Source organism: Klebsiella sp. F11 (genome assembly GCF_056712265.1).
In genome coordinates this window covers 1771116-1796975 of record NZ_CM160060.1, presented here as the reverse complement: position 1 = coordinate 1796975, position 25860 = coordinate 1771116, and the positions used below count along the sequence as shown (strand labels likewise).

Sequence of the window (25860 nt, the reverse complement as noted above, 5' to 3'; positions counted from 1 at the left end):
TCTTAAAGATGCAACGACGCAAGACGTAAAATTTCGTTTTGCGTAGTGGTTTTTGTCTCAACAATTCCGGCAACGAGACCGTTGCTCATTACCAGAATACGGTCAGTAATACCCAGCAGCTCCGGCATCTCGGAGGAAATAATAATGATCCCTTTCTCTCTTTTGGCCAGTTCGGCAATCAGCTGATAGATTTCAAACTTGGCGCCAACGTCAATTCCGCGCGTCGGTTCATCAAGCATTAAAATCTCCGGCTGGGTTAACAGCCAGCGGCCGATAATAACCTTCTGCTGGTTGCCGCCGGACAGCGAACCAATTTGCGTATGCTGTCCTGGAGTCTTCACACGCATGGCGTCAATAACCCATTGGGTATCGCTTTTCATGCGCGAGTTATCCAGCAATCCGACCTTGTTTTTATATTTCTTAATATTGGAGATCAGGGAGTTAAAACCGATATCCAAATACGCATAAATCCCGGTAGAGCGGCGCTCTTCGGTCACCAGCGCAAAGCCGTGGTTAATAGCTTCATTGGCGCTATGGTTATTAATTTTTTTGCCGTGCAGCTTAATCGTCCCGCTGGCCTTTTCGCGAATGCCGAATAAGGTCTCAACGATATCGGTGCGCTTCGCGCCCACCAGCCCGGCAATGCCGAGAATTTCGCCCTTATGCAGGTCGAAGGAGACGTCGCGGATCGACGGCTGACGCAGCGAGGTCAGGTTGCACACCTCAAGAATCACCTCACCCGGCGTATTTTCACGATTCGGGAAACGCTGGTTCAGGGAGCGGCCGACCATCATGGCGATAATCTTGTCCATGTCCAGCCCTTCCAGCGGCTGGGTGGCGATCCACTGGCCGTCGCGCAGGATGGTTATCTCATCGCACAGCTGGAAGATCTCTTCCATTTTGTGAGAGATATAGACAATGCCGCAGCCGCGTTCTTTCAGCTTACGGATAATCTTAAACAGATGGTTGACCTCTTTTTCGGTCAACGATGACGTCGGCTCATCCATGATGACGATTTTGGCGTCATAGGAGAATGCCTTCGCGATTTCAATCATCTGCATTTGCGATACCGATAGCGTCCCCACGCGCGCGCGCGGGTCAATATCAATATCCAGCTCATCAAATATCGCCTTGGTGTCGCGATACATTTTGTCCTGATCGACAAACACGCCTTTGGCGGGATAGCGCCCCAGCCACATGTTGTCCATCACCGAACGCTGTAATACTAAGTTTAATTCCTGGTGAACCATTGAGATGCCGTTTTCCAGGGCTTCTTTCGCCGAATGGAAGTCGATCTCTTTTCCCTGAAAAAGAATACTGCCGGAATCTTTTTGATAGATCCCAAAAAGGCATTTTAATAATGTTGATTTTCCCGCGCCGTTCTCGCCCATTAATGCATGAATAGAGTGAGGACGGACTTTCAGGTTGACATTATCGAGTGCCTTGACGCCAGGAAATGATTTGTTGATGTCGCTCATTTCCAACAAAAATTCGCCCGACCGTTCGCTATTATTACTGACCATAGTTATACCTGGCTGCGTTCATGCACACCCTCAGCTGACGAATGAACGCCAAAATAAGGATCTGGTTCTGTATCAGGAATAATCGGGCGCAGCGGCTGGCGATCCTTCAGGCTGCCGTTTTAGCGGCGACGTTGCGTGCAACGCATCCCGAGTGATGGTATTTATAGCCGATACGCCCGTACATCTACCCGATAAATATCGAGCTGCGAAATGGTATTCACCCGCAGCTCGAAAAGCGGGTATTAAATATTACTTACCAATAAACTGGCTCAGATTGTCTTTATCGACGCCAACGTAAGGCACGCGAACGATTTTATTTTCAATCTTCCAGCTGGTGCCCGCAGCAGGCTCTTTGCCGTCAGCCAGGTTTTTCGCCAGGTCAAACGTGGCTTTTGCCTGGTTGTTGGCATCGTTCAGCACGGTACCGGCCATCGCACCGGATTTAACCAGCGCCAGCGCTTCTGGTAAGGCATCGACGCCGAAGACCGGAATGCTGCTCTTGTTGTGCGCTTTCAGCGCTTCTACCGCGCCCATTGCCATCGCGTCGTTGTTGGCGATAACCACTTCAATTTTGTTAGCGTTAGGGCCGGAGAGCCAGGCGTCCATTTTATCTTTCGCCTGAGCGGTATCCCACATCGCGGTATCCAGCTGCAGCTGCTGAGTTTTCAGACCTTTGTCATTCAGCTCTTTAATGACGTAGGTGGTACGCGCTTCGGCATCCGGATGGCCCGGCTCGCCTTTCAGCAGCACATACTGAATCTGACCATCTTTGTTCAGATCCCAGCCGGCGTTCGCTTTCCAGTGCTTGGCGATCAGATCGCCCTGGATAATACCGGACTCTTTAGAGTCGGTACCGACGTAATACGCTTTGTCATAGCTGTCCAGCGCTTTACGGGAAGGTTCTTTGTTAAAGAACACCACCGGGACGTTCTGCCCGCGCGCTTTATCGATAACGGTGCCGGCGGCAGCCGGGTCCACCAGGTTAATCGCCAGCGCCTTCACGCCTTTTGCCAGCAGGACGTCAATCTGATCGTTCTGTTTGGACTGGTCGTTTTGCGAGTCATTCATCAGCAGCTGAACGTCCGGCGCGGACTTGCCGTCTTTCTCAATGGCCTTACGCACCACGGACATAAAGTTGTCGTCGTATTTATAAATGGTTACGCCGATGCGGGTATCAGCTGCGTGTGCCGCGGCGCCAAATAACATACTCGCCATAACTGCAGACAGGGTAAACACCTTCTTATTCATGGAATCTCCGGTTTTTTTTATGCAGGGTCATTGGTGTGAAAACGGCTGGCGGGAAGTTGTTACATTAACGTTACCGCACAACAAGGTTCACGACTGTAAATTCTGTCTTCCGTGTAGGATAACGCTCCAAAGGTACGACTTTACTCGCAGTTTAGCGCCATGTTCCCGTTGTAAAAGTGATTAATCACCGTGACAAAATGGTCAGGACTGGTAAACGCGGCCATCATAATCAGTTGAATGTTAATATACTGTGAATTTACTCACAGATTGAAAGCGGTTACATCCCCGCCCTTTTCAGTTAGTGATCGGCCCCACAATTTGCCGCTGGGTCACCGAATGGCGGCGCACCAAAGTCGGCATAAAGCAGTGGCGAGCCTCATGGTCAAGCTTCCCCGCAGCCCCCAGCAGCGCCAGCTCGGTGGCCAGCTTCGCCATTGACATAATAGGATAGCGCACCGTCGTCAGCTGTGGGTCGGTGTAACGAGAAATAGGGATATCATCGAAGCCAATCAGCGACAGATGCTGCGGCACGACAATGCCGTTATCTTTCAGGGTGGTCAGCGCGCCGGCCGCCATGCTGTCGTTGTAGGCGAAAACGGCGGTGAGGCCTAAATTACGCCCCAGCAGCTCAACCATTGCCGCCTCGCCGCCCTGCATATCCGGCGAACCGGAGCCGACCCAGCTGTCGGGAGCAATAATGCTTTGCTCCTGTAACGCCTTGAACCACCCCTCCCGGCGCAGGGAGTCATCCTCAATGCCGTGATTTGAGGAGAGATAGCCGATCCGCTGGTGGCCGTGGTTGAGCAGCATCCGCGTCGCCATCAGCGCCCCGCTGACGTTGTCCAGGCCGACGCAGCGGTGCTCATAGCCGGGCACGATGCGGTTGATCAGCACCATCCCCGGAATATGCTGCATGAAATCGCCGAGTTCCTCGTCGCTCAGCGCCTTGGAGTGCACGATCAGCGCCGAGCAGCGCTGGCGAATCAGCACTTCGATGGCGTTACGCTCTTTTTCCGCCTCGTGGTAGCTATTGCCGATCAGCACGTATTTCTGATGCTGCTGGGCTACGGTATCTACCGCCTTCACCAGCGCGCCGAAAAAGGCATCCGATACGTCCATCACCACCACGCCGATGGTATCGCTGACCTGCGTCGCCAGCGCCTGCGCGTTGGCGTTGGGCCGGTAGCCGAGCTGCGTTACCGCTTTCATTACGCTTTCGCGCGTATCCGGGCTCACCAGCGCGCTATTATTCAGCACGCGCGAGACCGTCGCGACGGAAACCCCCGCCTGGCGGGCGACATCACGAATGGTGATCATGCTCACCGACCTGTAGAGAATTGCAATACGTCACACCCACCTCCTGTGTTCAGCAAGGTGGCTATTCTGGCAGCGACGCGCGGCGCGCTACGTGAGTGAGGTCACACGCCTGAAAACGCTTACATCCATTTTGTTAACGATTGTGATCGAGATCGTTATCTGGATGTGTTCTTTGATGATGTCCCCGAGGCGCGCAGGGTGAGCTGACGCCACAGCCATTCAACCGGGCCCTGGCGGAAATGACGCAGCCAGAAGAGAGAGAAGATGAGATTTATCGCCCAAACCGGTACGACGAAGGCCAGCAGCTGCAGGCGGTCGAACTGCATAAACAGGCCAAGGCGATAAAAGAGCGTAGTGCAGATGAGGGTTTGCAGCAGGTAGTTGGTCAGCGCCATGCGCCCGACGCAAGCAATCGCGGTCACCAGCCGCAGCTTGCACAGCTGAGGCCAGAAGCCCCACGCTAAAGAGGCGTAGCCAATGGTTTGCAGCGGCGCGCCGAGCTCGCGCGGGGCCTGCAGCAGGAATGCGCACCAGCGGGGATCCCAGTCGAGATACCACTGGGCGACAATCGCCGGGATATTGACCGCCATTCCGGCGACGATCAGCAGGCCGCCGGTGCGCCGGTAGTGGCTGAGGCTGAACTGCCCTTTTAGCCAGCCGCTGCGCATCAGGGCCGCGCCCATCAGCATCATTCCCGCCAGCTGCCAGCCGTACTGCGCGCCGAGCGCCAGCAGATTATCCGACAGCATATCCGCGCGGTTGCTTATCGCCTCGAAGCCGCCGTTCAGCTTCCAGTACTGCTCATACTGTAAATTTGCCGCATCGGGCACCCAGGAGCGATTCGGCGAATCGCCGGAAATGACCCCAAGCAGCACCAGCACCGCCACGCCGATGACGTACAGCATTACGCCGGTATTAAACAGGGATTTGAGGTGATGCGCATCGCGAATCATTCTCCAGGCTACCAGCCCCACGAGGGCGTAGGCCAGCAGGATATCGCCGTCCCAGAAAAAGAGTCCGTGGATAAACCCCAGCAGCGCCAGCAGCGTCAGGCGCGACTGGATCCAGCGCTTGCCGCGAGGCAGCAGCATCTGAAGCCCGGCGCCAAACAGCAGAGCAAAGAGGGTCAGGAATTTCACCTGCGCCAGCAGGTCGAGGATCGCCCAGGTCCAGGCGTCGCTAAAAGAGATGCTCCCGGACCACGCCGGATTGAGATAGGCCGCCTTCGGCAGGCCGAAGGCGTTAATATTCAGCAGCAGAATACCCAGAATGGCGACGCCACGAATGAAGTCCAGCGTGACGTTGCGTTCCATGTACCCTGCTCCGATTTTAGCCGTGGTGACGTACGGCGCGCAGGAACTCCTGGCGGGTATTCTGGCTGGATTTAAACAGACCGCCCAGCGAGGTGGTTGTGGTGGCGCTGGTGGCATCGCGAATACCGCGCGCCTTCACGCAGTAATGCACCGCATCAATCGATACCGCCACGTTGCTGGTACCCAGCAGGGTTTGCAGCGCGGTTAAAATTTGCTGCGTCAGCCGCTCCTGCACCTGCGGGCGCTGGGAGAAGAACTGCACGATGCGGTTGATTTTCGACAGGCCAATCACCGAGTCTTTCGGGATATAGGCAACCGTCGCTTTGCCGTCAATCGTGACAAAGTGGTGTTCGCAGGTGCTGGTCAGGGTGATATCGCGCACGGTAACCATTTCATCAACCTGCATCTTGTTCTCAATGACGGTGATTTTGGGGAACCTGGCGTAGTCCAGTCCGGAAAAGATCTCATCGACATACATTTTGGCGATGCGATGCGGGGTTTCCATCAGACTGTCATCACTAAGATCAAGATTCAGCAGCTGCATAATCTCAGTCATGTGTCCGGCAATCAGACGCTTGCGAGTTTCATTATCTATTTCTTGTACTGGCGGACGCAACGGCGTCTCCAGCCCACGAGCGACCAGCGCTTCATGAACGAGTATGGCTTCTTTGCTCAGTGATGACATTTATGTTCTCCTGCAGGTGTGGCGCTCTTTGCTCTTCTGAGGGCAAAGTTTGCATGCATTGTGCGTGAGGTAGCGCACATAATCTAGTAGCCGAAACGATAATTATTGAAATTTGCGTGACCTATTGATAGCGCGCTTCTGGTCCCACGTCCTCCACATCGCGCCCGTCAATCGTCTCACGCCCGCCAGTTGCCACTTCCCGAACAAAAGAACGACTTCGCGTCATTCTAAATAGCACAGCAGCCGGAGCATGTTGGCTAAAAGTTGCATTAATGATGCAATATGTTCCCGAAAGGAGAAAGTGAAAGTTGCTCACGCGTGAATGAAATATCTGTATTATGGAAAATTACGTCCCTGTACGCAGAATCACTCAGCGGCCGCTACCACGCTATCTCCGTGAAGTAGGGTCTGCCGACTCGCGCGTATCCCCCCTTTTTGAGGAGCCCGGCATGGAATTGCTTGAAGAGCATCGCTGTTATGAAGGTCGGCAGCAACGCTGGCGGCATGACTCCACGACGCTGAACTGTGCAATGACGTTCAGCATCTTCCTACCCCCGCAGCGCGATGCCGCGCCGCCGCCGGTTGTATACTGGCTCTCCGGCCTGACCTGCAACGATGAGAACTTTACCACCAAAGCCGGCGCTCAGCGCATCGCGGCCGAGCTCGGCCTGGCGCTGGTGATGCCGGATACCAGCCCGCGCGGCGACGACGTCGCCGACGACAGCGCCTACGATCTGGGCAAAGGCGCGGGATTTTATCTCAACGCCACCGAGGCGCCGTGGTCGGCGCATTTTCGCATGTACGATTACCTTCGCGACGAGCTGCCGCGGCTGATTGGTGGCCAGTTTAACGTCAGCGATCGCTGCGCGATCAGCGGCCACTCAATGGGAGGGCACGGGGCGCTTATTATCGCCCTGAAGAACCCGGGCCGTTTCACCAGCGTGTCGGCCTTTGCGCCGATCGTCAATCCCGCCCGGGTGCCGTGGGGGCAAAAGGCGTTTACCGCCTACCTCGGCGCCGACGAAGCAAGCTGGCAGGAGTGGGACAGCTGCGCATTAATGCAGGCCAGCCAGGCCAGCGACGCGATACCCACGCTTATCGATCAGGGCGACAGCGACTCGTTCCTCGCCCAGCAGCTGCAGCCTGCGGTGCTGGCCGAAGTTGCGCGACAAAAGGCGTGGCCGCTGACCCTGAGAATTCAGCCCGGCTACGATCATAGCTACTACTTTATTGCTTCATTTATCGAAGACCATCTGCGTTTTCACGCCCGGTATCTCATCAAATGAAACAAGAGGGCTGATGCCCTCCATCTTTACATATCCCTATCCTACTGAATTTAGGCTCTTTTACCCCACCAACAAGTAAATACAAATGATTTCAATTATCATTAATATTTACAAAATAACATTTTTTTGTACAATTCATCCCTCTTCTCTCCATCATTCAGAGTGCTTACAAGACAAATAAATACGGTTCTCAGGGTTATCCCGATGGAGATTTATTCATTTGAAATGGAATGTAAAAATGACTATACCTCGCGTTAAGGTACTTGCCGCCGCCATATGCGCAGCCACCATCCCATCACTTGTTCATGCAGCAGATTCAGACACTATGGTCGTGACGGCCACCGGCTTTGAACAGAAAATCCAGAATGCACCTGCTTCTATCTCCGTTATCTCCAAACAGCAGATTGAAGATAAGGCCTACCGTGACGTTACCGACGCGCTAAGAGACGTACCCGGCGTAGTGGTTACAGGTGGCGGAAGCAGCAGCGATATCAGCATTCGCGGCATGTCATCCCAGTACACCCTTTTCCTCGTTAATGGTAAGCGCATCAGCACCCGCAGCACTCGCCCAAACAGCGATAACTCGGGGATCGAGCAGGGCTGGCTGCCGCCTCTGGAGTCTATTGAAAGGATCGAAGTCATTCGCGGACCGATGTCCTCACTCTATGGCTCCGATGCGATGGGCGGCGTCATCAACGTCATTACCAAAAAGATCTCTAATACCAAGGCCTGGACCGGGTCGCTGCATGGCGACGCAACGTTCCAGGAAAATAATGATTCTGGTGACCTGTTCCAGACCAACGTCTACGCTTCTGGCCCGCTGATTGACGGGCTACTGGGGGCGAAAGTCACGGGACTGCTCTCCCGCCGCGCGGAAGATAAAATCGAAAACGGTTTCAACGAGCAGAAAATGCGCAACGGCGGCGTCACGCTGAACTTTACGCCTGACGACAAAAACGATTTCGATCTCGACTACGCGCGCGAACTGCAGGACCGTAACAGTACGCCGGGGATGTCAACGGCTGAGGAGAGCTGCCGCGGTACTGTCTGTACGCCAAACAGCAAAAGCGATTCCCGTTACGAACACACCACCTACTCGCTGACCCATAGCGGTTATTACGAGCACTTCAATACCACCAGCTATGTCCAGCAGGAAGAGACCAGCAACCCCGGGCGTAAAATGAAGTCGTACAATACAACCCTTAATAACCAGAACCAGGTTTTCCTTGGCGATCACACCCTGACGCTGGGTGGACAGTATCGCTATGAGAAGCTCAGCGATAAAGGCAATCAGCTGGAGGCGGCCGATGGCCTGAGTAAGCTGACGCGCTGGAGCTGGGCGCTGTTTGCTGAAGATGAATGGGCGATGACCGAAAGCTTTACGCTAACCGGCGGCCTGCGCATGGATAAAGATGAGAACTACGGCACCAACTGGACGCCACGCGGCTATGGCGTATGGCACCTTGCCGAACAGTGGACGCTGAAAGGTGGCGTTTCTGCCGGCTACCGCGCGCCGGATCTCCGTCAGTCCTCCGCCAACTGGGGCCAGGTCACCGGCGGCGGTCGCCTTGACGGCATTATCGTGGGTAACCCGGATCTGAAGCCGGAAAAGAGCCTGAGCGAAGAGATTGGCCTGCTGTGGGATAACAACGATAACCTGAACGCAGGCGTTACGCTGTTCAACACCGACTTTAAAAATAAGATCACCGAAGTACGTCGCTGTAACAGCAAGTCCGATCCGGCCTGCACCATCGGTAATACCAGCTACGATTTCGTCAGCGATCGCGTCAACGTCGATAAAGCCAACATGCGCGGCGTGGAATCGACCTTCGGCTGGAAGATCACCCGCGACCTGAACTGGACGGCAAACTATACCTACACCCGCTCAGAGCAGAAAAGCGGCCAGTTCTCAGGTAAGCCGTTGAACAAAATGCCGAAAAATATGTTTAACACCACCCTGGACTGGCAGGCTACCCCGGAGGTTGGCTTCTGGAGTCGTCTCAACTTCCGCGGGAAAACCTCGGAGTATCTGAGTCGTACCTCTATGTCGCAGGGCACGCCATCCTATACGCAGGTCGATCTCGGCTTACGCTACAACGCCAACAAAAACCTGCTGGTTTCCGCCGGGGTGTATAACGTTCTTGATAAGCAGATTGCTTACGATACCTACGACACGGTACTTGATGGCCGTCGCTATACGGTGGGCCTGACCTACAGCTTCTGATGATCTAACGATCTGATGACGAAAAAAACCCCGGGAAACCGGGGTTTTTTTATCAGGTAATAGCGCTATTGCTTAAAGCGCTGCGGGAACTTCATTTCGCTATAGCGGACAAACCGGGTACCTTTGGCAAGCTTATAGCCAAACCAGATAACCAGGAACAGCGGAATACCGATATAGGTCGCCGCCACGCCGCCCCAGTCAATGGTGTCTTTCAGGAACGCTTCGTAGTTCTGGCCGAGGGTAATAATCAGGCACAGGACGAAGGCGAAGATCGGCCCAAGCGGGAAGAACCCGGAACGGTACGGCAGATCGTTGACATCGTTGCCCTGCAGCACGTATCCGCGACGGAAGCGATAGTGGCTGATGGCGATCCCCAGCCAGGCAATAAAGCCGGTCATCCCCGAGGTATTCAGCAGCCACAGGTAGACGGTCTGGTTGCCAAACATCGAACTCAGGAAGCACAGCGCCGCCACCACGGTGGTGGCGTACAGCGCATTGCGCGGCACGCCGCCGCGTGACAGCTTCGCGAAGATGCGCGGCGCTTTACCGTCGCAGGCCAGGGTGTAGAGCATACGCGTGGAGGCGTACATTCCAGAGTTGCCCGCCGAAAGCACCGCCGTCAGGATCACCGCATTCATCACCGCGGCCGCAGAAAGCAGGCCCGCATGCTGGAACACCAGGGTGAACGGACTAACGGAAATATCCTTCACGTCGTTACGCAGCAGGCTCGGATCGGTATAAGGGATAATCAGGCTAATGATTAAAATCGCGAACACGTAGAACAGCAGAATACGCCAGAACACCTGGCGCACGGCGCGCGGAATGTTCTTCTCCGGGTTTTCCGATTCACCCGCGGCGATACCGATAAGCTCGGTGCCCTGGAACGAGAAGCCGACGATCATCGCCACGCCGATCATTGCCGCAAAGCCGCCGGCAAACGGCGCATCGTCAATTCCCCAGTTACTCCAGCCCGCAGGCTTTGTGCCTTCAAAGATGCCGACGATCATCAGCACGCCAACGACAATAAAGATGATGACGGTGGCGACCTTGATCAGCGAAAACCAATATTCTGCTTCACCGAAGCCTTTGACCGAGATCCAGTTCAGCAGGAACATAACGCCGAGGAACAGCGCGCTCCAGATCCAGCCCGGGGCGTCAGGGAACCAGTAGGTCATGACCAGCTGCGAGGCAACGAGGTCAACGGCGATGGTCACCGCCCAGTTGTACCAGTAGTTCCAGCCCAGCGCGAAGCCGAAGCCCTCTTCGACATAGTTCTGACCGTAGGTGGCAAAGGAGCCGGACACCGGCATAAACGCCGCCAGCTCGCCAAGGCTGGTCATCAGGAAATAGACCATCAGACCGATCAGAATATAAGAAAGCAGCGCGCCGCCGGGGCCTGCCTGGGAAATAGTTGCACCGGATGCAACGAAAAGACCTGTACCGATGGAACCGCCAATAGCGATCATGGTCAAGTGACGCGCCTTCAGTTCACGGCGTAGGCCGGGCGCTTCTGTGGTTTTAGTATCCGAAACCATGTGAAAATGCTATCCATCAAAAAAATGAGGCGAGATTGTAGCAGACGATCGGCGATCCATCCGGTACAAATACAAAGTTATAAGAGAGGTTCATGATCGAACATGGATTATTAGTAAAGCACTAAATCGCGGAATTGCCAGCAATAATCCCCCCGCCTCTTTTCACCTCAGCACGCTGAATCCGCCCTTTTACACCTCGCAGTAGCGCAGAAAACGCTGTAATGCTTTGGAAATGTGCTTCTGGCGATGGTGAATTCGCCACAGGGTGCGGGTTAACAGCGGTAGCGGCACGTTCAGCTCAACCAGCGATCCTACCTCCAACTGCTCGGCGATAACCCGCCGCGAAAGGCAGCTGATGCCCAGGCCGTGACGCACGGCATGTTTGATGGCCTCAGAGTTACCCAGCTCCATCCCCAGATGAAACGCCGGCAGATGCGATAGCAGTAAATAGTCGACGATTTCCCGGGTACCCGAGCCGTGCTCGCGTAGGATCCACGGCGCCTCCGCCAGCCGCTGCAGCGTCACCTCGCCCTCCAGCAGCGGCGAACCGGGGGCGGCAAACACCACCAGCTCATCCGCCAGCCACGGCTCGGCGATAATATCCGCCGCATGGCACGGCCCCTCAATCAGCCCGATATCCACCCGCAGATCGGCCACGGCGTTAATCACGTCCTGGCTGTTGCCGACGCTCAGCTCCAGCGGCAGTTCGGGGAAATCGCGGCGATAGCGGGCAATAATTTCCGGCAAAATATAGTTGCCGATGGTGCTGCTGGCGTAAACGCGGATCGCGCCGTTGTCGCCGCGAAACAGCTGCTCGATTTCGCCGGCGCGTTCCAGCAGCGCCAGCGCGCGCGGGTAGAGCAATCTACCGTGCTCGTTGACCACCAGCCGCTTGCCGACGCGATCGAAAAGCTGCACGCCCAGCTGCCCTTCGAGATCGGTCAGCGCCGCGCTGACCGCTGACTGTGAAAGCGCCAGCATTTGCGACGCCTGGGTGGTTGAACCGCTCTTGAGAACTTCAGCAAAAACTTCCAGCTGCCGCAGTGTGATATGCATAACCCTTCCTTGCTCGTCCAATCGACATCACTCTTCGCAGCGCCGCGAGAGCCGCGAAGAGGCTTATCTACCACTTATTACGATTGATTATAAATATATAATCAATTTTATATTTAAACCAGCGAGTCGTAATCTTTACGCAGACAAAGGAGAAGGTTATGACAGCACTCACTTTACCGACAAAACATCGCACGCTGTGGCATTTTATCCCAGGCCTGGCGCTCACTGTCGTACTTACCGGCGCCGCGCTCTGGACAGGCAGCTTTCCCGCTATCGCCGGCGCCGGTTTCAGCGCCCTGACGCTGGCCATCCTCTTCGGCATGGTCGTCGGCAATACGGTCTACCCAAAAATGTGGCAATCCTGCGACGGCGGCGTGATCTTTGCCAAACAGCACCTGCTGCGTCTCGGTATTATTTTATACGGCTTTCGCCTGACCTTCGCCCAGATTGCCGACGTCGGCGTGAGCGGCATTGCCATTGACGTTCTGACCCTGACCAGTACCTTTTTTATCGCCTGTTTCCTCGGGCAGAAAGTCTTCGGTCTCGACAAGCACACCAGCTGGCTAATTGGCGCCGGCAGCAGCATCTGCGGCGCGGCGGCGGTTCTGGCCACCGAGCCGGTGGTAAAGGCGGAGGCCAGTAAGGTAACCGTCGCCGTCGCTACGGTGGTGATTTTCGGCACCCTGGCTATCTTCCTCTATCCAGCAATGTATCCGCTGCTGGCGCACTGGTTTACGCCGGAAACCTACGGCATCTATATGGGCTCGACCATGCACGAGGTGGCGCAGGTGGTCGCGGCGGGTCACGCGGTGAGCCCGGATGCTGAGAACGCGGCGGTGATTGCTAAAATGCTGCGCGTCATGATGCTGGCGCCGTTCCTGCTGTTCCTCGCCGCCCGCGTTAAGCAGCTGGCCCCGGCCGGCAGCGGTGAGAAAAGTAAAATCACCATCCCGTGGTTTGCCATTATGTTCATCCTGGTTGCGGTATTTAACTCCTTCCACCTGCTGCCAAAAGCGGCGGTCGACATGCTGGTGACCCTCGATACCGTGCTGCTGGCGATGGCGATGGCCGCACTGGGGTTGACCACCCACGTTAGCGCGCTGAAAAAAGCCGGCGCCAAACCGCTGCTGATGGCATTAATGCTGTTCGTCTGGCTGATTGTCGGCGGCGGCGCGATTAACCTGGCGGTCCACGGCCTGATGGCCTGAAGTATGACGGCTATGTTAAGGATGATGTAACTCTCCGGTTAAGCCGCTATCATTACCCACCCCGCAGCGGCTTAACTGGAGTTTTTTATGAAATATATTGGAGCGCACGTCAGCGCCTCCGGCGGAGTGGCCAATGCCGCCATTCGCGCAGCCGAAATCGGTGCGACCGCCTTCGCCCTCTTCACCAAGAACCAGCGCCAGTGGCGCGCCGCCCCGCTGAGCGACGAAACCATTGCTGAATTCAAAGCCGCCTGCGAAAAATACCGTTTCGCTCCCGGGCAAATCCTGCCGCACGATAGCTATTTGATCAACCTCGGCCACCCGGTGGAAGAGGCGCTGGAAAAATCCCGCGAAGCCTTTATTGATGAGCTGACCCGCTGCCAGCAGCTGGGGCTGACGCTGCTGAACTTCCATCCCGGCAGCCATCTGCAGCAGATACCGGAAGAAGAGTGCCTGGCGCGTATCTCCCGCTCGATTAATATCGCGCTGGAAAAAACCGCAGGCGTGACCGCGGTTATCGAAAACACCGCCGGCCAGGGCAGCAATCTTGGATTTAAGTTTGAACATCTGGCCGCCATTATCGACGGCGTGGAGGATAAATCCCGCGTCGGCGTATGTATTGATACCTGTCACGCCTTTGCCGCCGGGTACGATCTGCGTAGCGCCGAAGAGTGTGAGAAGACCTTCACTGACTTCGAGCGCATCGTCGGCTTCAAATACCTGCGCGGGATGCACCTGAACGATGCGAAAAGCGCCTTCGGCAGCCGCATCGACCGCCACCACAGCCTTGGCGAAGGCAATATCGGCCACGATGCCTTCCGCTGGATCATGCAGGACAGCCGCTTTGACGGGATTCCGCTAATTCTGGAAACCGTGAATCCCGATATCTGGGCGGAAGAGATAGCCTGGCTGCGGGCGCACCAGACTACGGAAGCGTCGGCCTGAGGTCGCTGCCGGGCTAATCGCAACCGCTAAAAAAAGAAAGGGCCGAATTATCGGCCCTTTTGCTTATGATAATGTGACTCAGGCGGTTTTTTCCAGCGTCTGCGCCTCCGGACGCTTCAGCACCGCGTAGGAGAGGCCGGCAACCAGCGTCCCGGCAATAATCGCCAGCAGATAGCCGAGCACCGGCGTAATCGCGCCTGGGATCAGCAGCACAAACAGGCCGCCGTGCGGCGCCATCAGTTTGGCGCCAATCGCCATGGAGATGGCGCCGGTTACCGCCCCGCCGACGATACAGCATGGCAGGACGCGCATCGGGTCACGGGCGGCGAACGGAATCGCCCCTTCGGTAATAAAGCACAGCCCCAGAACCAGCGACGCTTTGCCGCCTTCGCGCTGGCCTTTATCAAACTTATTACGCGCCACCAGCGTCGCGATGCCCATCGCCAGCGGCGGTACCATGCCTGCGGCCATAATCGCCGCCATCGGCGCGTAGGTTTGAGTACTCAGTAGCCCGACGCCAAAGGCGTACGCCGCTTTGTTCACCGGACCGCCCATATCGGTACACATCATTGCTCCGAGGATGGCGCCCAGCAGGACCGCGTTAGCCGTACCCATGGTTTGCAGCCAGTGGGTCAGACCCTCAAGGATACCGGCAACCGGCTTACCGATCAGGTAGATCATCGCCAGACCGACAATCAGGCTGGAAACCAACGGAATGATCAGAATCGGTTTCAGCGCCTCCATGCTCGGCGGCAGCTTCAGCTTCGTGCTGATCAGTTTAGCCACGTAGCCGGCAAGGAAGCCCGCAATGATCCCGCCAATAAAGCCGGAACCGCCGCTCACCGCCAGCATACCGCCGATAAGACCCGGCGTCAGGCCCGGACGGTCGGCGATGGAGAAGGCAATAAAGCCCGCCAGCACCGGAACCATCAGCGCAAAGGCTGAACCGCCGCCGATCTGCATCAGCGCCGCCGCCAGCGTATCCTTCACTTCAAATGCTTTAATCCCGAAGGCGAAGGAGAGCGCGATGCACAGGCCGCCCGCCACCACCATCGGCAGCATGTAGGAGACGCCGGTCAGCAGGTGACGATAGGCGCCGCCGCCCTCTTTCTTCGCGCTGTCCGCCTGAGGTGATCCGGAAGGCTGATAGGGTTTAGCTTCCAGCTGCGCCTTTTCAAACTCCTGAGCGGTTTTCTTCAGCGCCAGGCCGGTAGTGGTGCGATACATTGGCTTACCGGCAAACTTCGCCAGGTCAACTTCAATATCCGCCGCAACGATAACCAGATCGGCCTGCGCCACCTCTTCCGGCGTAATCGCATTGCCCGCGCCGACGGAGCCGCGCGTTTCCACCTTCACCCACCAGCCGCGTTTTTTCGCTTCGCTTTCGATAGCCTCAGCGGCCATAAAGGTATGCGCCACGCCGGTTGGGCAGGCGGTAACGGCGACGATGCGCTTCGGGCCGCTGGCCGCGGCGGGCGCCGCAGCCGGCGCGCTGTAAGGGGTCGCATGGCTTTTCGCCTCGCCGAGGAACAGCTCCGGGTGGGCAACGGCGCGGTTAATATCGCCGAAATAGACCTTTTTACCGTTCAGCGCGCTGTCAGCAGGCAGCGTTGAGCCGAGGACGATAGCCAGCTCCGCATCGTTCGGGTTATCAATCAGTTCGAGTTGCTCTTTTTGCGCCGCGGTGCCCAGCAGGGTTTTCGCCATATAGGCGCGCGCCTGTCCGAGTCCGGCATCAATAATCAGCAGCGTTTTCATTATGCCTCTCCTGCTGTTAATTAAACGGTTGTAAGTCGACGCGCGCCATCATTGCGGCCAACTGGGTACGATCGGTAATACCAACGTTGCTCTGGCTCACCGCCAGGGCGGCAACGGCCGTCGCCAGGCGCAGAGTATGCTCGCTGGACTCGCGCATCAGCAGGCCGTAAATCAGGCCGCCAACCATCGAATCGCCGGCGCCAACGGTGCTGACGACGTCGACTGAAGGCGGCCTGGCAATCCACTCTCCGGAGGCGTTAACCCACAGCGCGCCCTCTTCGCCCAGCGAGATAACCACGTGGGCAATCCCCTGCTCGCGCAGGGCATGGGCGGCGTCGATGACGTCTTTCATTTCCGGCAGCTTGCGCCCGGCCCAAATCTCCAGCTCGCGGCGGTTTGGCTTAACTAACCACGGCGCCGCCTTCAGGCCGGCAACCAGCGCTTCGCGACTGCTATCGAAAATAATGCACGGACACTGGCTGCGCAGGCGGATCATCCATTCGGTGAAGGCCTCAGGACTGACGCCTGACGGCAGGCTGCCGCTGACGCAAACCATGTCAAACTGACCGAGCCAGCTCAGGGAATCGTTGACGAAGCGCTCCCAGTCACCCTGGGTCACCTCAAAGCCGGAGAAGTTAAAGTCGGTGACCTCACCGTCTTTTTCCGTCAGCTTGACGTTAATGCGGGTACGGCCCTGCACCACCTGAAAGCGGTTGGCAATTCCCAGCTCGCTAAACAGTTGCTGAAAACCATCCTGGTTATCTTTGCCGAGGAAGCCGCCGACGGTGACGTCAATACCAAGATCTTTCAGAACCTTGGCGACGTTGATGCCTTTGCCGGCCGCGTGCAGGCCGGTGGTGCGGACGAGGTTGACTTCGCCGCGCTCAATTTCCGGCGTGAAGCCCACCAGATCGTATGCCGGGTTTAACGTAATCGTTGCTACACGTCTGCTCATTTATGCGCCCTCCCCAAGGCCTGCGGCGATAGCTTCGCCAATCGCATCCAGCGCTTGTTGCGCATCTGCACCCTGCGCGGTAAAGCGCAGACGGTGTCCTTTCTTCACTCCCAGCGCCACCACCTTCATCAGGCTGCGGCCGTTTGCCGGCTTGCCGGAACCGTCGAGGTTGGTGACGGTAATGTCGCTGGAAAACTGTTTGATGGTATTCACCAGCATCGTGCCCGGACGCGCGTGCAGACCGTGCTCGTTGCGCACCACAAATTCGGCGCTCAGCACGTCTTCAGCAATTGCATCATCGCTGGTCAACAGCGCCAGCAGCGTGGCGCTATCAGCCTTCAGCAGACGTTCAGCTTTTTTGTCAATCAGCAGATTGCTCAGGCGGCTGAGCACCGCGGTCGGCTGTTCATCGGCCATCGCGACGGTAATCAGCAGCGATACCGGCTGGTCGTCGGCGGTAAACGCGCTGGCGGCGCGGCTGACGGCAACGGCGCTGCGCAGGTTGCCTTCCGCGCAGTCGTTCAGCCAGATGCCCTGACCGAGGTGCAGCGGCTTGTCGTTAATGGTGCGGCTGACAAACGCGGCGTCAACGGCGCCGGCCTCTTTCAGCCGCGCGGCGTTCAGCGCCTGCAGGGTCAGCAGATCGCTGGCCGCGATATCGAGGCTTAGCGTGTCGTTATCCAGCTTCAGCGCCTCGCTCTGCTTTTCCCCCATCAGCAGGGCGCGCAGCTCTTCGGCCGTGGTAGCGGATCTGAGCTGCTCCGCGACCGAATCATCGCTCAGCACGTGGGTCAGCTGACGCAATAATCCGAGATGCTCATCCGAACTGGCGGCGATACCAATCGCCACGTAGGCCGTCTGCCCCTCCCCCCAGGCTACGCCCTGTGGGAACTGATAGACCTGAACGCCGGTTTTCAGTACCTGGTCGCGCGTGTCGGTGGTGCCGTGCGGGATCGCAATCCCGTTGCCGAGGAAAGTCGAGGTCTGCTGCTCGCGCGCCAGCATCCCGTTAACGTAGCCTTCCGCCACGTTGCCTGCGCTTACCAGCGCGGAAGCAACCTGACGAATCGCCTCTTCTTTATTACCGGCCTGCTGACCGGGATGAATATCCTGCACAGATAACTGGAACATGGATCTCCTCTCCTGCTGAGTTGAATCGTTTCAGCTGTTTGGCGAAAAAATGCGTCATCCTACAAAGGAAGGAACTCCTGAATGACGCTGAAACGTTTCAAGGAGTCTGTACCTTTATTAATCACCGCGCAAGATAAGTTATCAGTTTGATAGCAGAAGTTAGAGATAACGCACATTTTTGCTGAAGCTGTATCGCAAGATTGACCTCCGCTTCAGCATTTTGCTGAACGCAACGTTTTGAAACGCCTTTTTGCTTTATTCGTGCCATACTACTGTTCATTTTCTGACTGGCGGCGTAAACTCCGCGACTCCTGAAACCACAGATAACCGCACATGCAAGACAGTAGCGCCGCCCTTCCCCGCCGCGGGTTCGATTTAACCTCTTCCGCCTTCCTGATTGTCGCCTTTCTGACCGGGATTGCCGGCGCGTTGCAAACACCAACCTTGAGCCTGTTTTTGACCAACGAGGTGCACGCGCGCCCGGCGATGGTCGGCTTCTTTTTTACCGGCAGCGCGGTCATCGGCATTCTGGTGAGCCAGTTTCTCGCCGGGCGCTCGGACCGCCGCGGGGATCGTAAGCAGCTGATTGTTTTCTGCTGCCTGCTCGGCGTGCTGGCCTGCCTGCTGTTTGCGTGGAACCGCAGCTACTTTGTCCTGCTTTTCGTCGGGGTATTTCTCAGCAGCTTCGGCTCCACCGCCAACCCGCAGATGTTCGCCCTGGCCCGCGAGCATGCGGATAAAACCGGCCGCGAGGCGGTGATGTTCAGCTCGATTCTGCGCGCCCAGGTGTCGCTGGCGTGGGTTATCGGCCCGCCGCTGGCCTACGCGCTGGCGATGGGGTTCGGCTTTACCGTGATGTACCTCTGCGCCGCCGTCGCCTTTGTCTTTTGCGGCGCGATAGTCTGGTTCTTTCTGCCCAGCATGCGCAAAGCGCCACAGGCGGCCTCGGGTCAGCTGGAAGCGCCGCGCACCCATCGCCGCGACGCGCTGCTGCTGTTTAGCGTCTGCACGCTGATGTGGGGCATCAACAGCCTCTACATAATTAATATGCCGCTCTATATCATTAATGAGCTGCACCTGCCGGAGAAACTGGCCGGCTTAATGATGGGCGCCGCCGCCGGGCTCGAAATTCCGACGATGCTGATCGCCGGCTATTACGCCCGCCGTTTCGGCAAGCGTTTTCTGATGCGCGTCGCCGCCGTCGCCGGGCTGCTGTTTTACGTCGGCATGCTGCTGGCTCACACGCCCGGGCTGCTGCTGGCTTTACAGCTGCTGAACGCCATTTTTATTGGCATCCTCGCGGGAATCGGCATGCTCTATTTTCAGGATTTAATGCCGGGTCAGGCGGGGGCTGCGACCACGCTGTACGCCAATACCATCCGCGTCGGCTGGATTATTGCCGGGTCGCTGGCCGGCGTGGTCGCCGAGATCTGGAGCTATCACGCGGTATTCTGGATTGCGCTCGGCATGGGGGCCATCGTCCAGCTGTGCCTGTGGCGCATCAGGGACATTTAGCCCGCAGAGCTAATACGGCGCGCCGCTAGCCGGCGGTGAGCCGTTCGAGGTGAATAAGGTACGCCATTGCCTCATCGCGCCGGGTGCCGCACATCTCGCGTTCCGGCTGCAGGCTGCCGCAAACTTTCGGGCGCAGCGGCGAGCCAAAGATATTGCACAGGTTGCTCGCAGAGAGCTGAACGCAGCGCGTATTCGCGGGTTTGCCGTTCGGCATGCCGGGGATCGGGGATGAGATGGAGGGGGCGATACAACAGGCACCGCAGTCAGTACGACATTCCATAGATGGTTCTCTTAACGGTGCTTTTTCAGCCTCAGCCTAAACGTTTTATCCGAAGATAGCAAAACGCGCGAATTCCGCTTGCCTGAAAGGCCCGGCGCGAGTAGTTTGACGCGATATTTTGACCCTTTACGTTACAGGATTACCGCAATGCCAAGAGCGAATGAAATTAAAAAAGGTATGGTGCTGAATTACAACGGCAAGCTGCTGATTGTGAAAAATATTGATATTCAGTCACCAAGCGCCCGCGGCGCAGCAACGCTGTACAAAATGCGTTTCGCCGACGTCCGTACCGGCCTGAAGGTTGAAGAACGCTTTAAGGGCGACGATATTGTCGACACCGTGACCCTGACCCGCCGCTACGTTGACTTCTCCTACGTCGACGGCAACGAATACGTATTTATGGATAAAGAAGATTACACTCCGTATATCTTCACCAAAGAGCAGATTGAAGAAGAGCTGCTGTTTATTCCGGAAGGCGGCATGCCGGACATGCAGGTTCTGACCTGGGACGGCCAGCTGCTGGCGCTGGAGCTGCCGCAGACCGTCGATCTGGAAATTGTTGAAACCGCTCCGGGCATCAAGGGCGCATCCGCCAGCGCGCGCAACAAACCGGCAACCCTGAGCACCGGCCTCGTGGTGCAGGTTCCTGAGTATCTGAGCGCGGGTGAACGCATTCGCATCCATATCGAAGAAAGCCGCTATATGGGCCGCGCCGACTAATCAAACGGCGGGTCGCCAATGCAAAAATGCCCGTCAGCTGAAACGCTGACGGGCATTTTTTTATCCGACGTGCGGTGAACTACAGCAGTTCCGGATACTTCGTCATCTTCAGCGCCAGCTCAACGCCGCGCACTTCCGCCATCCCCTTCAGGCGACCGATCGCCGAATAGCCCGGGTTGGTTTTCTTACGCAGATCGTCCAGCATCTGGTGGCCGTGATCCGGGCGGAACGGGATCGGACGCAGATCGCCGGCGCGCCGGCGGCGCAGCTCTTCGCTCAGAATCGCATTCACCACCGCCACCATGTTCACGTCGCCGTTCAGGTGCGCCGCTTCGTGGAAGGTTTTCGGGTTCTCTTCGCGGCAGGTCGAGCGCAGATGGGTGAAGTGAATGCGATCGCCGAAGGTTTCAATCATCTTCACCAGGTCGTTGTCGGCGCGCACGCCGTAGGAGCCGGTGCACATAGTAAAGCCGTTGTGAATGCTATCAACCACCTCTTTCAGCCACTGCATATCTTCGATGGTCGACACGATGCGCGGCAGGCCGAGGATTGGACGCGGCGGATCGTCCGGGTGAACGGCCAGACGCACGCCCACCTCTTCGCATACCGGCACGATGGCGCGCAGGAAGACCGCCATATTTTCGCGCAGCTGCGCTTTATTAATATGGTCATATTCCGCCAGGCGCGCGCGGAACTGCTCGAGGGTATAGCCCTCTTCGGCTCCCGGCAGGCCGGCAATAATATTGCGGGTCAGCTTTTCCACTTCCGCCGCGCTCATCGCCGTAAAGTAGGCCTGCGCCTGGCGCTGCTCCTCTTCGCTGTAGTCGGCCTCCGCGCCGGCGCGCTGCAGAATATGCAGCTCGAAGGCGGCAAAAGCGATTTGGTCAAAACGCAGCGCCTTAGAGCCGTCCGCCAGCTGATACTCCAGATCGGTACGCGTCCAGTCGAGGATCGGCATAAAGTTGTAGCACACGGTATCTATCCCGCAGGCCGCCAGGTTGCGGATGCTCTGCTGATAGTTGGCAATCCACGTCGCATACTCCCCGCTGTGGGTTTTGATCTCTTCATGCACCGGGATGCTTTCGACGACCGACCACGTCAGCCCTTTTTCCGCCAGCAGCGCCTGGCGCTGCTTAATCTCTGCAACGGGCCAGACCTGACCGTTCGGAATATGGTGCAACGCGGTAACCACGCCCGTCGCGCCGGCCTGTCGTACATCATCAAGCGATACCGGATCGTTCGGTCCGTACCAACGCCAGGTTTGCTCCATCGCTATACCCTCTTAAAGTTGTTATACCAATAATGCGAACATCAATGACGACTACCATACAGGCTTCTCGCGAAGGATCAATTTATCCCGCTGAATTGATTGATCCAGCTCACACTAAGCGTATAAATACGGCTCACCAATTTAACTTGTTGTCATATAACTTTAGACTGACTGTGTTAATCATTGGTTAATCAGGTGTGTAAATAATGACAACTATTGCTACAGCTACGCTACCGGAAGACGTCCAGCTTCCCCGCTACGATCGCAACCGGCTGCGCTCGCGCATTGTGCACTTTGGGTTTGGCGCCTTTCATCGCGCGCACCAGGCGCTGCTCACCGACCGGGTGCTCAACGCCGGCGGCGGCGACTGGGGGATCTGCGAAATAAGTCTGTTCAGCGGCGATCGGCTGATGAGCCAGCTTCGCCAGCAGGATCACCTGTTTACCGTGCTGGAGAAAGGAGCGCAGGGCAATAAGGCTATCGTGGTCGGCGCGGTGCACGAGTGCCTGAACGCCAAACTCGATTCGCTCCCGGCAATAATAGAGAAGTTTTGCGAACCGCAGGTCGCCATCGTCTCTCTGACGATTACGGAAAAAGGCTACTGCATCGACCCGGCCAGCGGCCTGCTGGACCTCCGCCAGCCGCGCATCCTGCACGATCTGGATAACCCGACACAGCCGCAGTCGGTGCCGGGCATTCTGGTCGAGGCGCTCGCCCGCCGCCGCGAGCGCAACCTGCCGCCGTTTACCGTGCTCTCCTGCGATAACATCCCCGACAACGGCCACGTGGTGAAAAACGCCGTGCTGGGAATGGCGGAGAAGCGCTGTCCGCAGCTGGCGCAGTGGATTGCCGAACGGGTCAGCTTCCCGGGGACGATGGTTGACCGCATCGTTCCCGCCGCCACCGAGGAGTCGCTGGCGGAAATCAGCGCCGCGCTGGGCGTCGAAGATCCCTGCGCCATCAGCTGCGAGCCGTTTATTCAGTGGGTGGTTGAAGATAACTTTGTCGCCGGCCGCCCGGCGTGGGAAACCGCCGGCGTGCAGATGACCGACAACGTGCTGCCGTGGGAGCAGATGAAGCTGCGGATGCTCAACGGTAGCCACTCTTTCCTCGCCTGGCTCGGCTACCTGGCGGGCAATGCGCATATTAGCGACTGCATGCAGGATGAGGTGCTGCGCGCCGCCGCCCGCCGGCTGATGCTCGACGAGCAGGCGCCGACGCTCTCTATTGAAGGCGTCGATCTGACGAGCTACGCCGACGGCCTTCTCGATCGTTTCAGCAACCCGGCGCTGAAGCATCGCACCTGGCAGATCGCAATGGACGGCAGCCAGAAGCTGCCGCAGCGCATGCTTGACGGCATTCGGCTGCATCTCGCGCGCGGCAGCCGCTGGCCGCTGCTGGCGCTCGGCGTCGCGGGCTGGATGCGCTACGTCAGCGGCGTGGACGATGCCGGTCAGCCGATCGACGTGCGCGACCCGCTGGCGGAGAAAATCCAGGCCCTGGTCGCCAACAGCTCTGAGCAGGTGCGGGTCGGCGCCCTGCTCTCCCTCGAGGAGATTTTTGGCAGCGACCTGCCGCGCAGCGCGGAATTCGTGGCTAACGTGACGTCAGCCTGGCGCCAGCTCTCATCGCTGGGCGCGCGCAACGCTATCGCCGCCGCGCTGGATTCTTAGCAATTACTGCGGTTTAACGGACAGAAATATTTTCTGTCCGTCGTAACCCTTCTCTTTTCCCCTTTTTTTCGTCAGGATAGTCTCAACTGTTACAACATTACATTTGTATCCTGGAGAGAAGGTGACCAAAACAAACTTGATCACGGGGTTTCTCGGCAGCGGTAAAACGACCTCAATTCTTCATCTGCTGGCCCATAAGCCTGCAGATGAAAAATGGGCCGTACTGGTCAATGAATTTGGCGAAGTTGGCATCGACGGCGCGCTGCTGGCCGATAGCGGCGCGCTGCTTAAAGAGATCCCCGGCGGCTGCATGTGCTGCGTCAACGGCCTGCCAATGCAGGTTGGGCTGAATACGCTGCTGCGCCAGGGGAAGCCGGACCGCCTGCTGATTGAGCCCACCGGGCTCGGTCACCCGAAGCAGATCCTCGATATTCTCACCGCCGCGGTCTACGAGCCGTGGATCGACCTGCGCGCGACGCTGTGCGTTCTCGATCCCCGCCAGCTTCTGGATCCGAAAGTCGTGGCCAACGAAAACTTTCGCGATCAGCTGGCCGCCGCCGACGTTATTATCAGCAATAAAACCGATCGGATGACCGCTGAAAGCGAGCGCGCCTTCAGCACCTGGTGGCAGGAGTATGCCGGCAGACGCCTGCAGGTCAGCGCCACCCGGGGGAGCATTGATCCGGCGCTGCTGGATCTGCCGCGGCTCAATCTTCGCCCGCTGCCGGAAAGCGCGGAACACGCCCACGCCCACGGCCAGCAAAAAGGGCTGGCGGCGCTGAGCCTCCCCGGCCACCAGCGCTGGCGCCGCAGCCTGAACGGCGGTCAGGGCTACCAGGCCTGCGGCTGGATTTTTGATGCGGATACCACCTTTGATACCGTTGGCCTGCTGGAGTGGGCGCGCCTGGCCCCGGTGGGCCGGGTGAAGGGCGTGATGCGCATTGCTGAAGGCCTGGTGCGGATTAACCGTCAGGGGCTGGACCTCAATATTGAAACGCAGAACGTTGCCCCGCCGGACAGCCGCATTGAGCTGATCTGCGACGGCGAAGCGGACTGGAATGCGCTACAAGCTACTCTGTTGAGGCTACGTTTAAGTTAAGGCGGCTATGTTTGCCCTCGTTTACCTAATATGCGACCGTTATGAATAAAACCCGAATCCCCCTCATCCTGCTGCTTAACGCCGCGGGTGTTGCGCTTTTTTTATCATGGTATCTGCCCGCCAACCACGGGCCGTGGTTTCCGCTGGATTCCTCCATTTTCCACTTCTTTAACCATAACGTGGGCGTCAACCGCGGCTATACCTGGCTGCTGGCGATTATCAACAACCGCGCTTTCGACGCCTGCTCTTTGCTGGCAATGGGATGCCTGATGCTGAGCTTCTGGCTGAAAGAGCAAAGCGCCGGCCGCCGCCGAATCGTGATTATCGGCCTGGTGATGCTGCTCTCTGCGGTGGTGATAAACCAGCTGGCACAGCACCTGATGCCGGTTAAGCGCGCCAGCCCGTCGCTCTCGTTTAGCGGTATCGTCAAGGTCAGCGACGTGGTCTCGTTCCCGACGAAAGATGGCTCGAAGGATAGCTTCCCGGGCGATCACGGGATGATGCTGCTGATTTTCGCCACCTTCATGTGGCGCTATTTTGGCAGGCGGGCGTTTGCTATTTCCCTCGTCATTTTCGTTGTGTTTGCCTTCCCGCGGGTAATGATTGGCGCCCACTGGTTTACCGATATTGCCGTCGGCTCATTAACCGCGCTGCTGATTGGCGCTCCCTGGGTTCTGCTGACCCCGTTGAGCGACAAACTGATTGCCTGGTTCGACCGAACCCTGCCCGGCGGAATGCATAAAAATTAACATTCCCGTCGCATATTATTAAATATCCATAAGGGATCGTTCTCGGTCCCTTTTTTTATGTTGCGCCCTTTTTATCCCCACCATCATCTTCCTGTCACATTGTTCGTCTTAAAAATGAGGTAATTGCGTATTTTTTACCCATTCTTGCCGCTATTTTGTCCTTTCCCGATGATTCACTTTTTGTCGCAAAAATTCTTATAAGAAATCGCGCAAAACCGCTCGCCATCCCAGTGTTGATAGGGTAATCTCGTTCTCGTTTTGCCTTTCCAGCAACGTAAAACCGGCACCAGAATTAAATTGTGCGTTACCGCACAAATTTGGGTTTCAGGAATTGTCTCATTGCTGCCAGGTATTTAGGCTCTAACACGTT

21 protein-coding genes are annotated in these 25860 nt (G+C 57.2%); 9 read left to right on the top strand and 12 right to left on the bottom strand.

Features of this window, described 5'->3' with window-relative positions; translation table 11 throughout:
- Positions 1-2: 2 nt before the first annotated feature.
- From mglA to folE, 5 genes are all read right to left on the bottom strand, one after another.
- A complete protein-coding gene (gene mglA / locus AC1M2H_RS08965) occupies positions 3-1523 on the bottom strand; it encodes a galactose/methyl galactoside ABC transporter ATP-binding protein MglA (RefSeq protein WP_480151093.1) in 1521 nt (506 codons plus the stop codon).
- A gap of 249 nt (positions 1524-1772) precedes the next feature.
- Positions 1773-2771 (bottom strand): galactose/glucose ABC transporter substrate-binding protein MglB, encoded by a 999-nt coding sequence (mglB, locus tag AC1M2H_RS08960; RefSeq protein ID WP_480151092.1) that lies wholly within the window; start codon positions 2769-2771, stop codon positions 1773-1775.
- A 294-nt stretch (positions 2772-3065) separates the two neighbouring features.
- The gene (galS, locus tag AC1M2H_RS08955; RefSeq protein ID WP_480151091.1) at positions 3066-4088 is read right to left on the bottom strand and encodes an HTH-type transcriptional regulator GalS; all 1023 of its coding nucleotides are present in this window, start codon (positions 4086-4088) and stop codon (positions 3066-3068) included.
- Between the two features lie 155 nt (positions 4089-4243).
- Positions 4244-5401, bottom strand: coding sequence for a DUF418 domain-containing protein YeiB (gene yeiB / locus AC1M2H_RS08950; RefSeq protein ID WP_480151090.1), 1158 nt, complete (start codon positions 5399-5401; stop codon positions 4244-4246).
- Positions 5402-5417: 16 nt separating this feature from the next.
- Complete coding sequence (folE, locus tag AC1M2H_RS08945) at positions 5418-6086, bottom strand: GTP cyclohydrolase I FolE (RefSeq protein WP_426814119.1); 669 nt, start codon at positions 6084-6086, stop codon at positions 5418-5420.
- Between the two features lie 449 nt (positions 6087-6535).
- On the opposite strand from folE, the gene fghA reads away from it, so the two are divergent.
- Positions 6536-7372 carry an S-formylglutathione hydrolase gene (gene fghA / locus AC1M2H_RS08940; RefSeq protein WP_480151089.1) on the top strand — a complete coding sequence of 279 codons (837 nt, stop codon included), beginning with the start codon at positions 6536-6538 and terminating at the stop codon, positions 7370-7372.
- A gap of 238 nt (positions 7373-7610) precedes the next feature.
- Complete coding sequence (locus AC1M2H_RS08935; protein WP_480151088.1) at positions 7611-9596, top strand: ligand-gated channel protein; 1986 nt, start codon at positions 7611-7613, stop codon at positions 9594-9596.
- A 65-nt stretch (positions 9597-9661) separates the two neighbouring features.
- On the opposite strand, the gene AC1M2H_RS08930 is transcribed toward AC1M2H_RS08935, so the two are convergent.
- Positions 9662-11131, bottom strand: a complete 1470-nt coding sequence (locus tag AC1M2H_RS08930; RefSeq protein ID WP_480151087.1) for an amino acid permease — start codon at positions 11129-11131, stop codon at positions 9662-9664.
- 189 nt (positions 11132-11320) lie between these two features.
- Positions 11321-12187 carry a DNA-binding transcriptional regulator YeiE gene (yieE, locus tag AC1M2H_RS08925; RefSeq protein WP_480151086.1) on the bottom strand — a complete coding sequence of 289 codons (867 nt, stop codon included), beginning with the start codon at positions 12185-12187 and terminating at the stop codon, positions 11321-11323.
- A 158-nt stretch (positions 12188-12345) separates the two neighbouring features.
- On the opposite strand from yieE, the gene AC1M2H_RS08920 reads away from it, so the two are divergent.
- Positions 12346-13395, top strand: a complete 1050-nt coding sequence (locus tag AC1M2H_RS08920; RefSeq protein ID WP_480151085.1) for a YeiH family protein — start codon at positions 12346-12348, stop codon at positions 13393-13395.
- 87 nt (positions 13396-13482) lie between these two features.
- Positions 13483-14340: a deoxyribonuclease IV gene (gene nfo, locus AC1M2H_RS08915; RefSeq protein ID WP_480151084.1), complete on the top strand. Its 858-nt coding sequence runs from the start codon at positions 13483-13485 to the stop codon at positions 14338-14340.
- A gap of 78 nt (positions 14341-14418) precedes the next feature.
- Here nfo and fruA read toward each other — a convergent pair whose 3' ends face one another.
- Genes fruA through fruB form a run of 3 tightly spaced genes read right to left on the bottom strand, consistent with a single transcriptional unit; the run spans position 14419 to position 18184 of the window.
- Positions 14419-16098, bottom strand: a complete 1680-nt coding sequence (fruA, locus tag AC1M2H_RS08910) for a PTS fructose transporter subunit IIBC (protein WP_480151083.1) — start codon at positions 16096-16098, stop codon at positions 14419-14421.
- A gap of 16 nt (positions 16099-16114) precedes the next feature.
- Positions 16115-17053, bottom strand: a complete 939-nt coding sequence (fruK, locus tag AC1M2H_RS08905; RefSeq protein WP_426814112.1) for a 1-phosphofructokinase — start codon at positions 17051-17053, stop codon at positions 16115-16117.
- Positions 17054-18184, bottom strand: a complete 1131-nt coding sequence (gene fruB / locus AC1M2H_RS08900; protein ID WP_480151082.1) for a fused PTS fructose transporter subunit IIA/HPr protein — start codon at positions 18182-18184, stop codon at positions 17054-17056.
- Positions 18185-18517: 333 nt separating this feature from the next.
- Between fruB and setB the strand changes: the two genes are divergently transcribed.
- Positions 18518-19699: a sugar efflux transporter SetB gene (gene setB, locus AC1M2H_RS08895; protein WP_480151081.1), complete on the top strand. Its 1182-nt coding sequence runs from the start codon at positions 18518-18520 to the stop codon at positions 19697-19699.
- A gap of 25 nt (positions 19700-19724) precedes the next feature.
- Here the strand turns inward: setB and AC1M2H_RS08890 are convergent, their stop codons facing one another.
- A complete protein-coding gene (locus tag AC1M2H_RS08890; RefSeq protein ID WP_464415252.1) occupies positions 19725-19979 on the bottom strand; it encodes a YkgJ family cysteine cluster protein in 255 nt (84 codons plus the stop codon).
- Between the two features lie 147 nt (positions 19980-20126).
- On the opposite strand from AC1M2H_RS08890, the gene yeiP reads away from it, so the two are divergent.
- Positions 20127-20699, top strand: coding sequence for an elongation factor P-like protein YeiP (yeiP, locus tag AC1M2H_RS08885; protein ID WP_076945747.1), 573 nt, complete (start codon positions 20127-20129; stop codon positions 20697-20699).
- A 79-nt stretch (positions 20700-20778) separates the two neighbouring features.
- Here yeiP and uxuA read toward each other — a convergent pair whose 3' ends face one another.
- A complete protein-coding gene (gene uxuA, locus AC1M2H_RS08880; protein ID WP_480151080.1) occupies positions 20779-21969 on the bottom strand; it encodes a mannonate dehydratase in 1191 nt (396 codons plus the stop codon).
- Between the two features lie 206 nt (positions 21970-22175).
- On the opposite strand from uxuA, the gene AC1M2H_RS08875 reads away from it, so the two are divergent.
- The 3 genes from AC1M2H_RS08875 (at position 22176) to AC1M2H_RS08865 (ending at position 25490) form a co-directional block, all read left to right on the top strand.
- A complete protein-coding gene (locus tag AC1M2H_RS08875; RefSeq protein ID WP_480151079.1) occupies positions 22176-23642 on the top strand; it encodes a mannitol dehydrogenase family protein in 1467 nt (488 codons plus the stop codon).
- 121 nt (positions 23643-23763) lie between these two features.
- Positions 23764-24741 carry a CobW family GTP-binding protein gene (locus tag AC1M2H_RS08870; RefSeq protein WP_480151078.1) on the top strand — a complete coding sequence of 326 codons (978 nt, stop codon included), beginning with the start codon at positions 23764-23766 and terminating at the stop codon, positions 24739-24741.
- Positions 24742-24782: 41 nt separating this feature from the next.
- On the top strand, positions 24783-25490 hold the full coding sequence (locus AC1M2H_RS08865; RefSeq protein WP_480151077.1) for a phosphatase PAP2 family protein: 708 nt from the start codon (positions 24783-24785) through the stop codon (positions 25488-25490).
- Positions 25491-25860: the final 370 nt, after the last annotated feature.

Excerpts from the sequence above, each read along its gene's own strand:
- mglA (WP_480151093.1), bottom strand. The coding sequence starts at position 1,523 with ATGGTCAGTAATAATAGCGAACGGTCGGGCGAATTTTTGTTGGAAATG.
- mglB (WP_480151092.1), bottom strand. The coding sequence starts at position 2,771 with ATGAATAAGAAGGTGTTTACCCTGTCTGCAGTTATGGCGAGTATGTTA.
- galS (WP_480151091.1), bottom strand. The coding sequence starts at position 4,088 with ATGATCACCATTCGTGATGTCGCCCGCCAGGCGGGGGTTTCCGTCGCG.
- yeiB (WP_480151090.1), bottom strand. The coding sequence starts at position 5,401 with ATGGAACGCAACGTCACGCTGGACTTCATTCGTGGCGTCGCCATTCTG.
- folE (WP_426814119.1), bottom strand. The coding sequence starts at position 6,086 with ATGTCATCACTGAGCAAAGAAGCCATACTCGTTCATGAAGCGCTGGTC.
- fghA (WP_480151089.1), top strand. The coding sequence starts at position 6,536 with ATGGAATTGCTTGAAGAGCATCGCTGTTATGAAGGTCGGCAGCAACGC.
- AC1M2H_RS08935 (WP_480151088.1), top strand. The coding sequence starts at position 7,611 with ATGACTATACCTCGCGTTAAGGTACTTGCCGCCGCCATATGCGCAGCC.
- AC1M2H_RS08930 (WP_480151087.1), bottom strand. The coding sequence starts at position 11,131 with ATGGTTTCGGATACTAAAACCACAGAAGCGCCCGGCCTACGCCGTGAA.
- yieE (WP_480151086.1), bottom strand. The coding sequence starts at position 12,187 with ATGCATATCACACTGCGGCAGCTGGAAGTTTTTGCTGAAGTTCTCAAG.
- AC1M2H_RS08920 (WP_480151085.1), top strand. The coding sequence starts at position 12,346 with ATGACAGCACTCACTTTACCGACAAAACATCGCACGCTGTGGCATTTT.
- nfo (WP_480151084.1), top strand. The coding sequence starts at position 13,483 with ATGAAATATATTGGAGCGCACGTCAGCGCCTCCGGCGGAGTGGCCAAT.
- fruA (WP_480151083.1), bottom strand. The coding sequence starts at position 16,098 with ATGAAAACGCTGCTGATTATTGATGCCGGACTCGGACAGGCGCGCGCC.
- fruK (WP_426814112.1), bottom strand. The coding sequence starts at position 17,053 with ATGAGCAGACGTGTAGCAACGATTACGTTAAACCCGGCATACGATCTG.
- fruB (WP_480151082.1), bottom strand. The coding sequence starts at position 18,184 with ATGTTCCAGTTATCTGTGCAGGATATTCATCCCGGTCAGCAGGCCGGT.
- setB (WP_480151081.1), top strand. The coding sequence starts at position 18,518 with ATGCAAGACAGTAGCGCCGCCCTTCCCCGCCGCGGGTTCGATTTAACC.
- AC1M2H_RS08890 (WP_464415252.1), bottom strand. The coding sequence starts at position 19,979 with ATGGAATGTCGTACTGACTGCGGTGCCTGTTGTATCGCCCCCTCCATC.
- yeiP (WP_076945747.1), top strand. The coding sequence starts at position 20,127 with ATGCCAAGAGCGAATGAAATTAAAAAAGGTATGGTGCTGAATTACAAC.
- uxuA (WP_480151080.1), bottom strand. The coding sequence starts at position 21,969 with ATGGAGCAAACCTGGCGTTGGTACGGACCGAACGATCCGGTATCGCTT.
- AC1M2H_RS08875 (WP_480151079.1), top strand. The coding sequence starts at position 22,176 with ATGACAACTATTGCTACAGCTACGCTACCGGAAGACGTCCAGCTTCCC.
- AC1M2H_RS08865 (WP_480151077.1), top strand. The coding sequence starts at position 24,783 with ATGAATAAAACCCGAATCCCCCTCATCCTGCTGCTTAACGCCGCGGGT.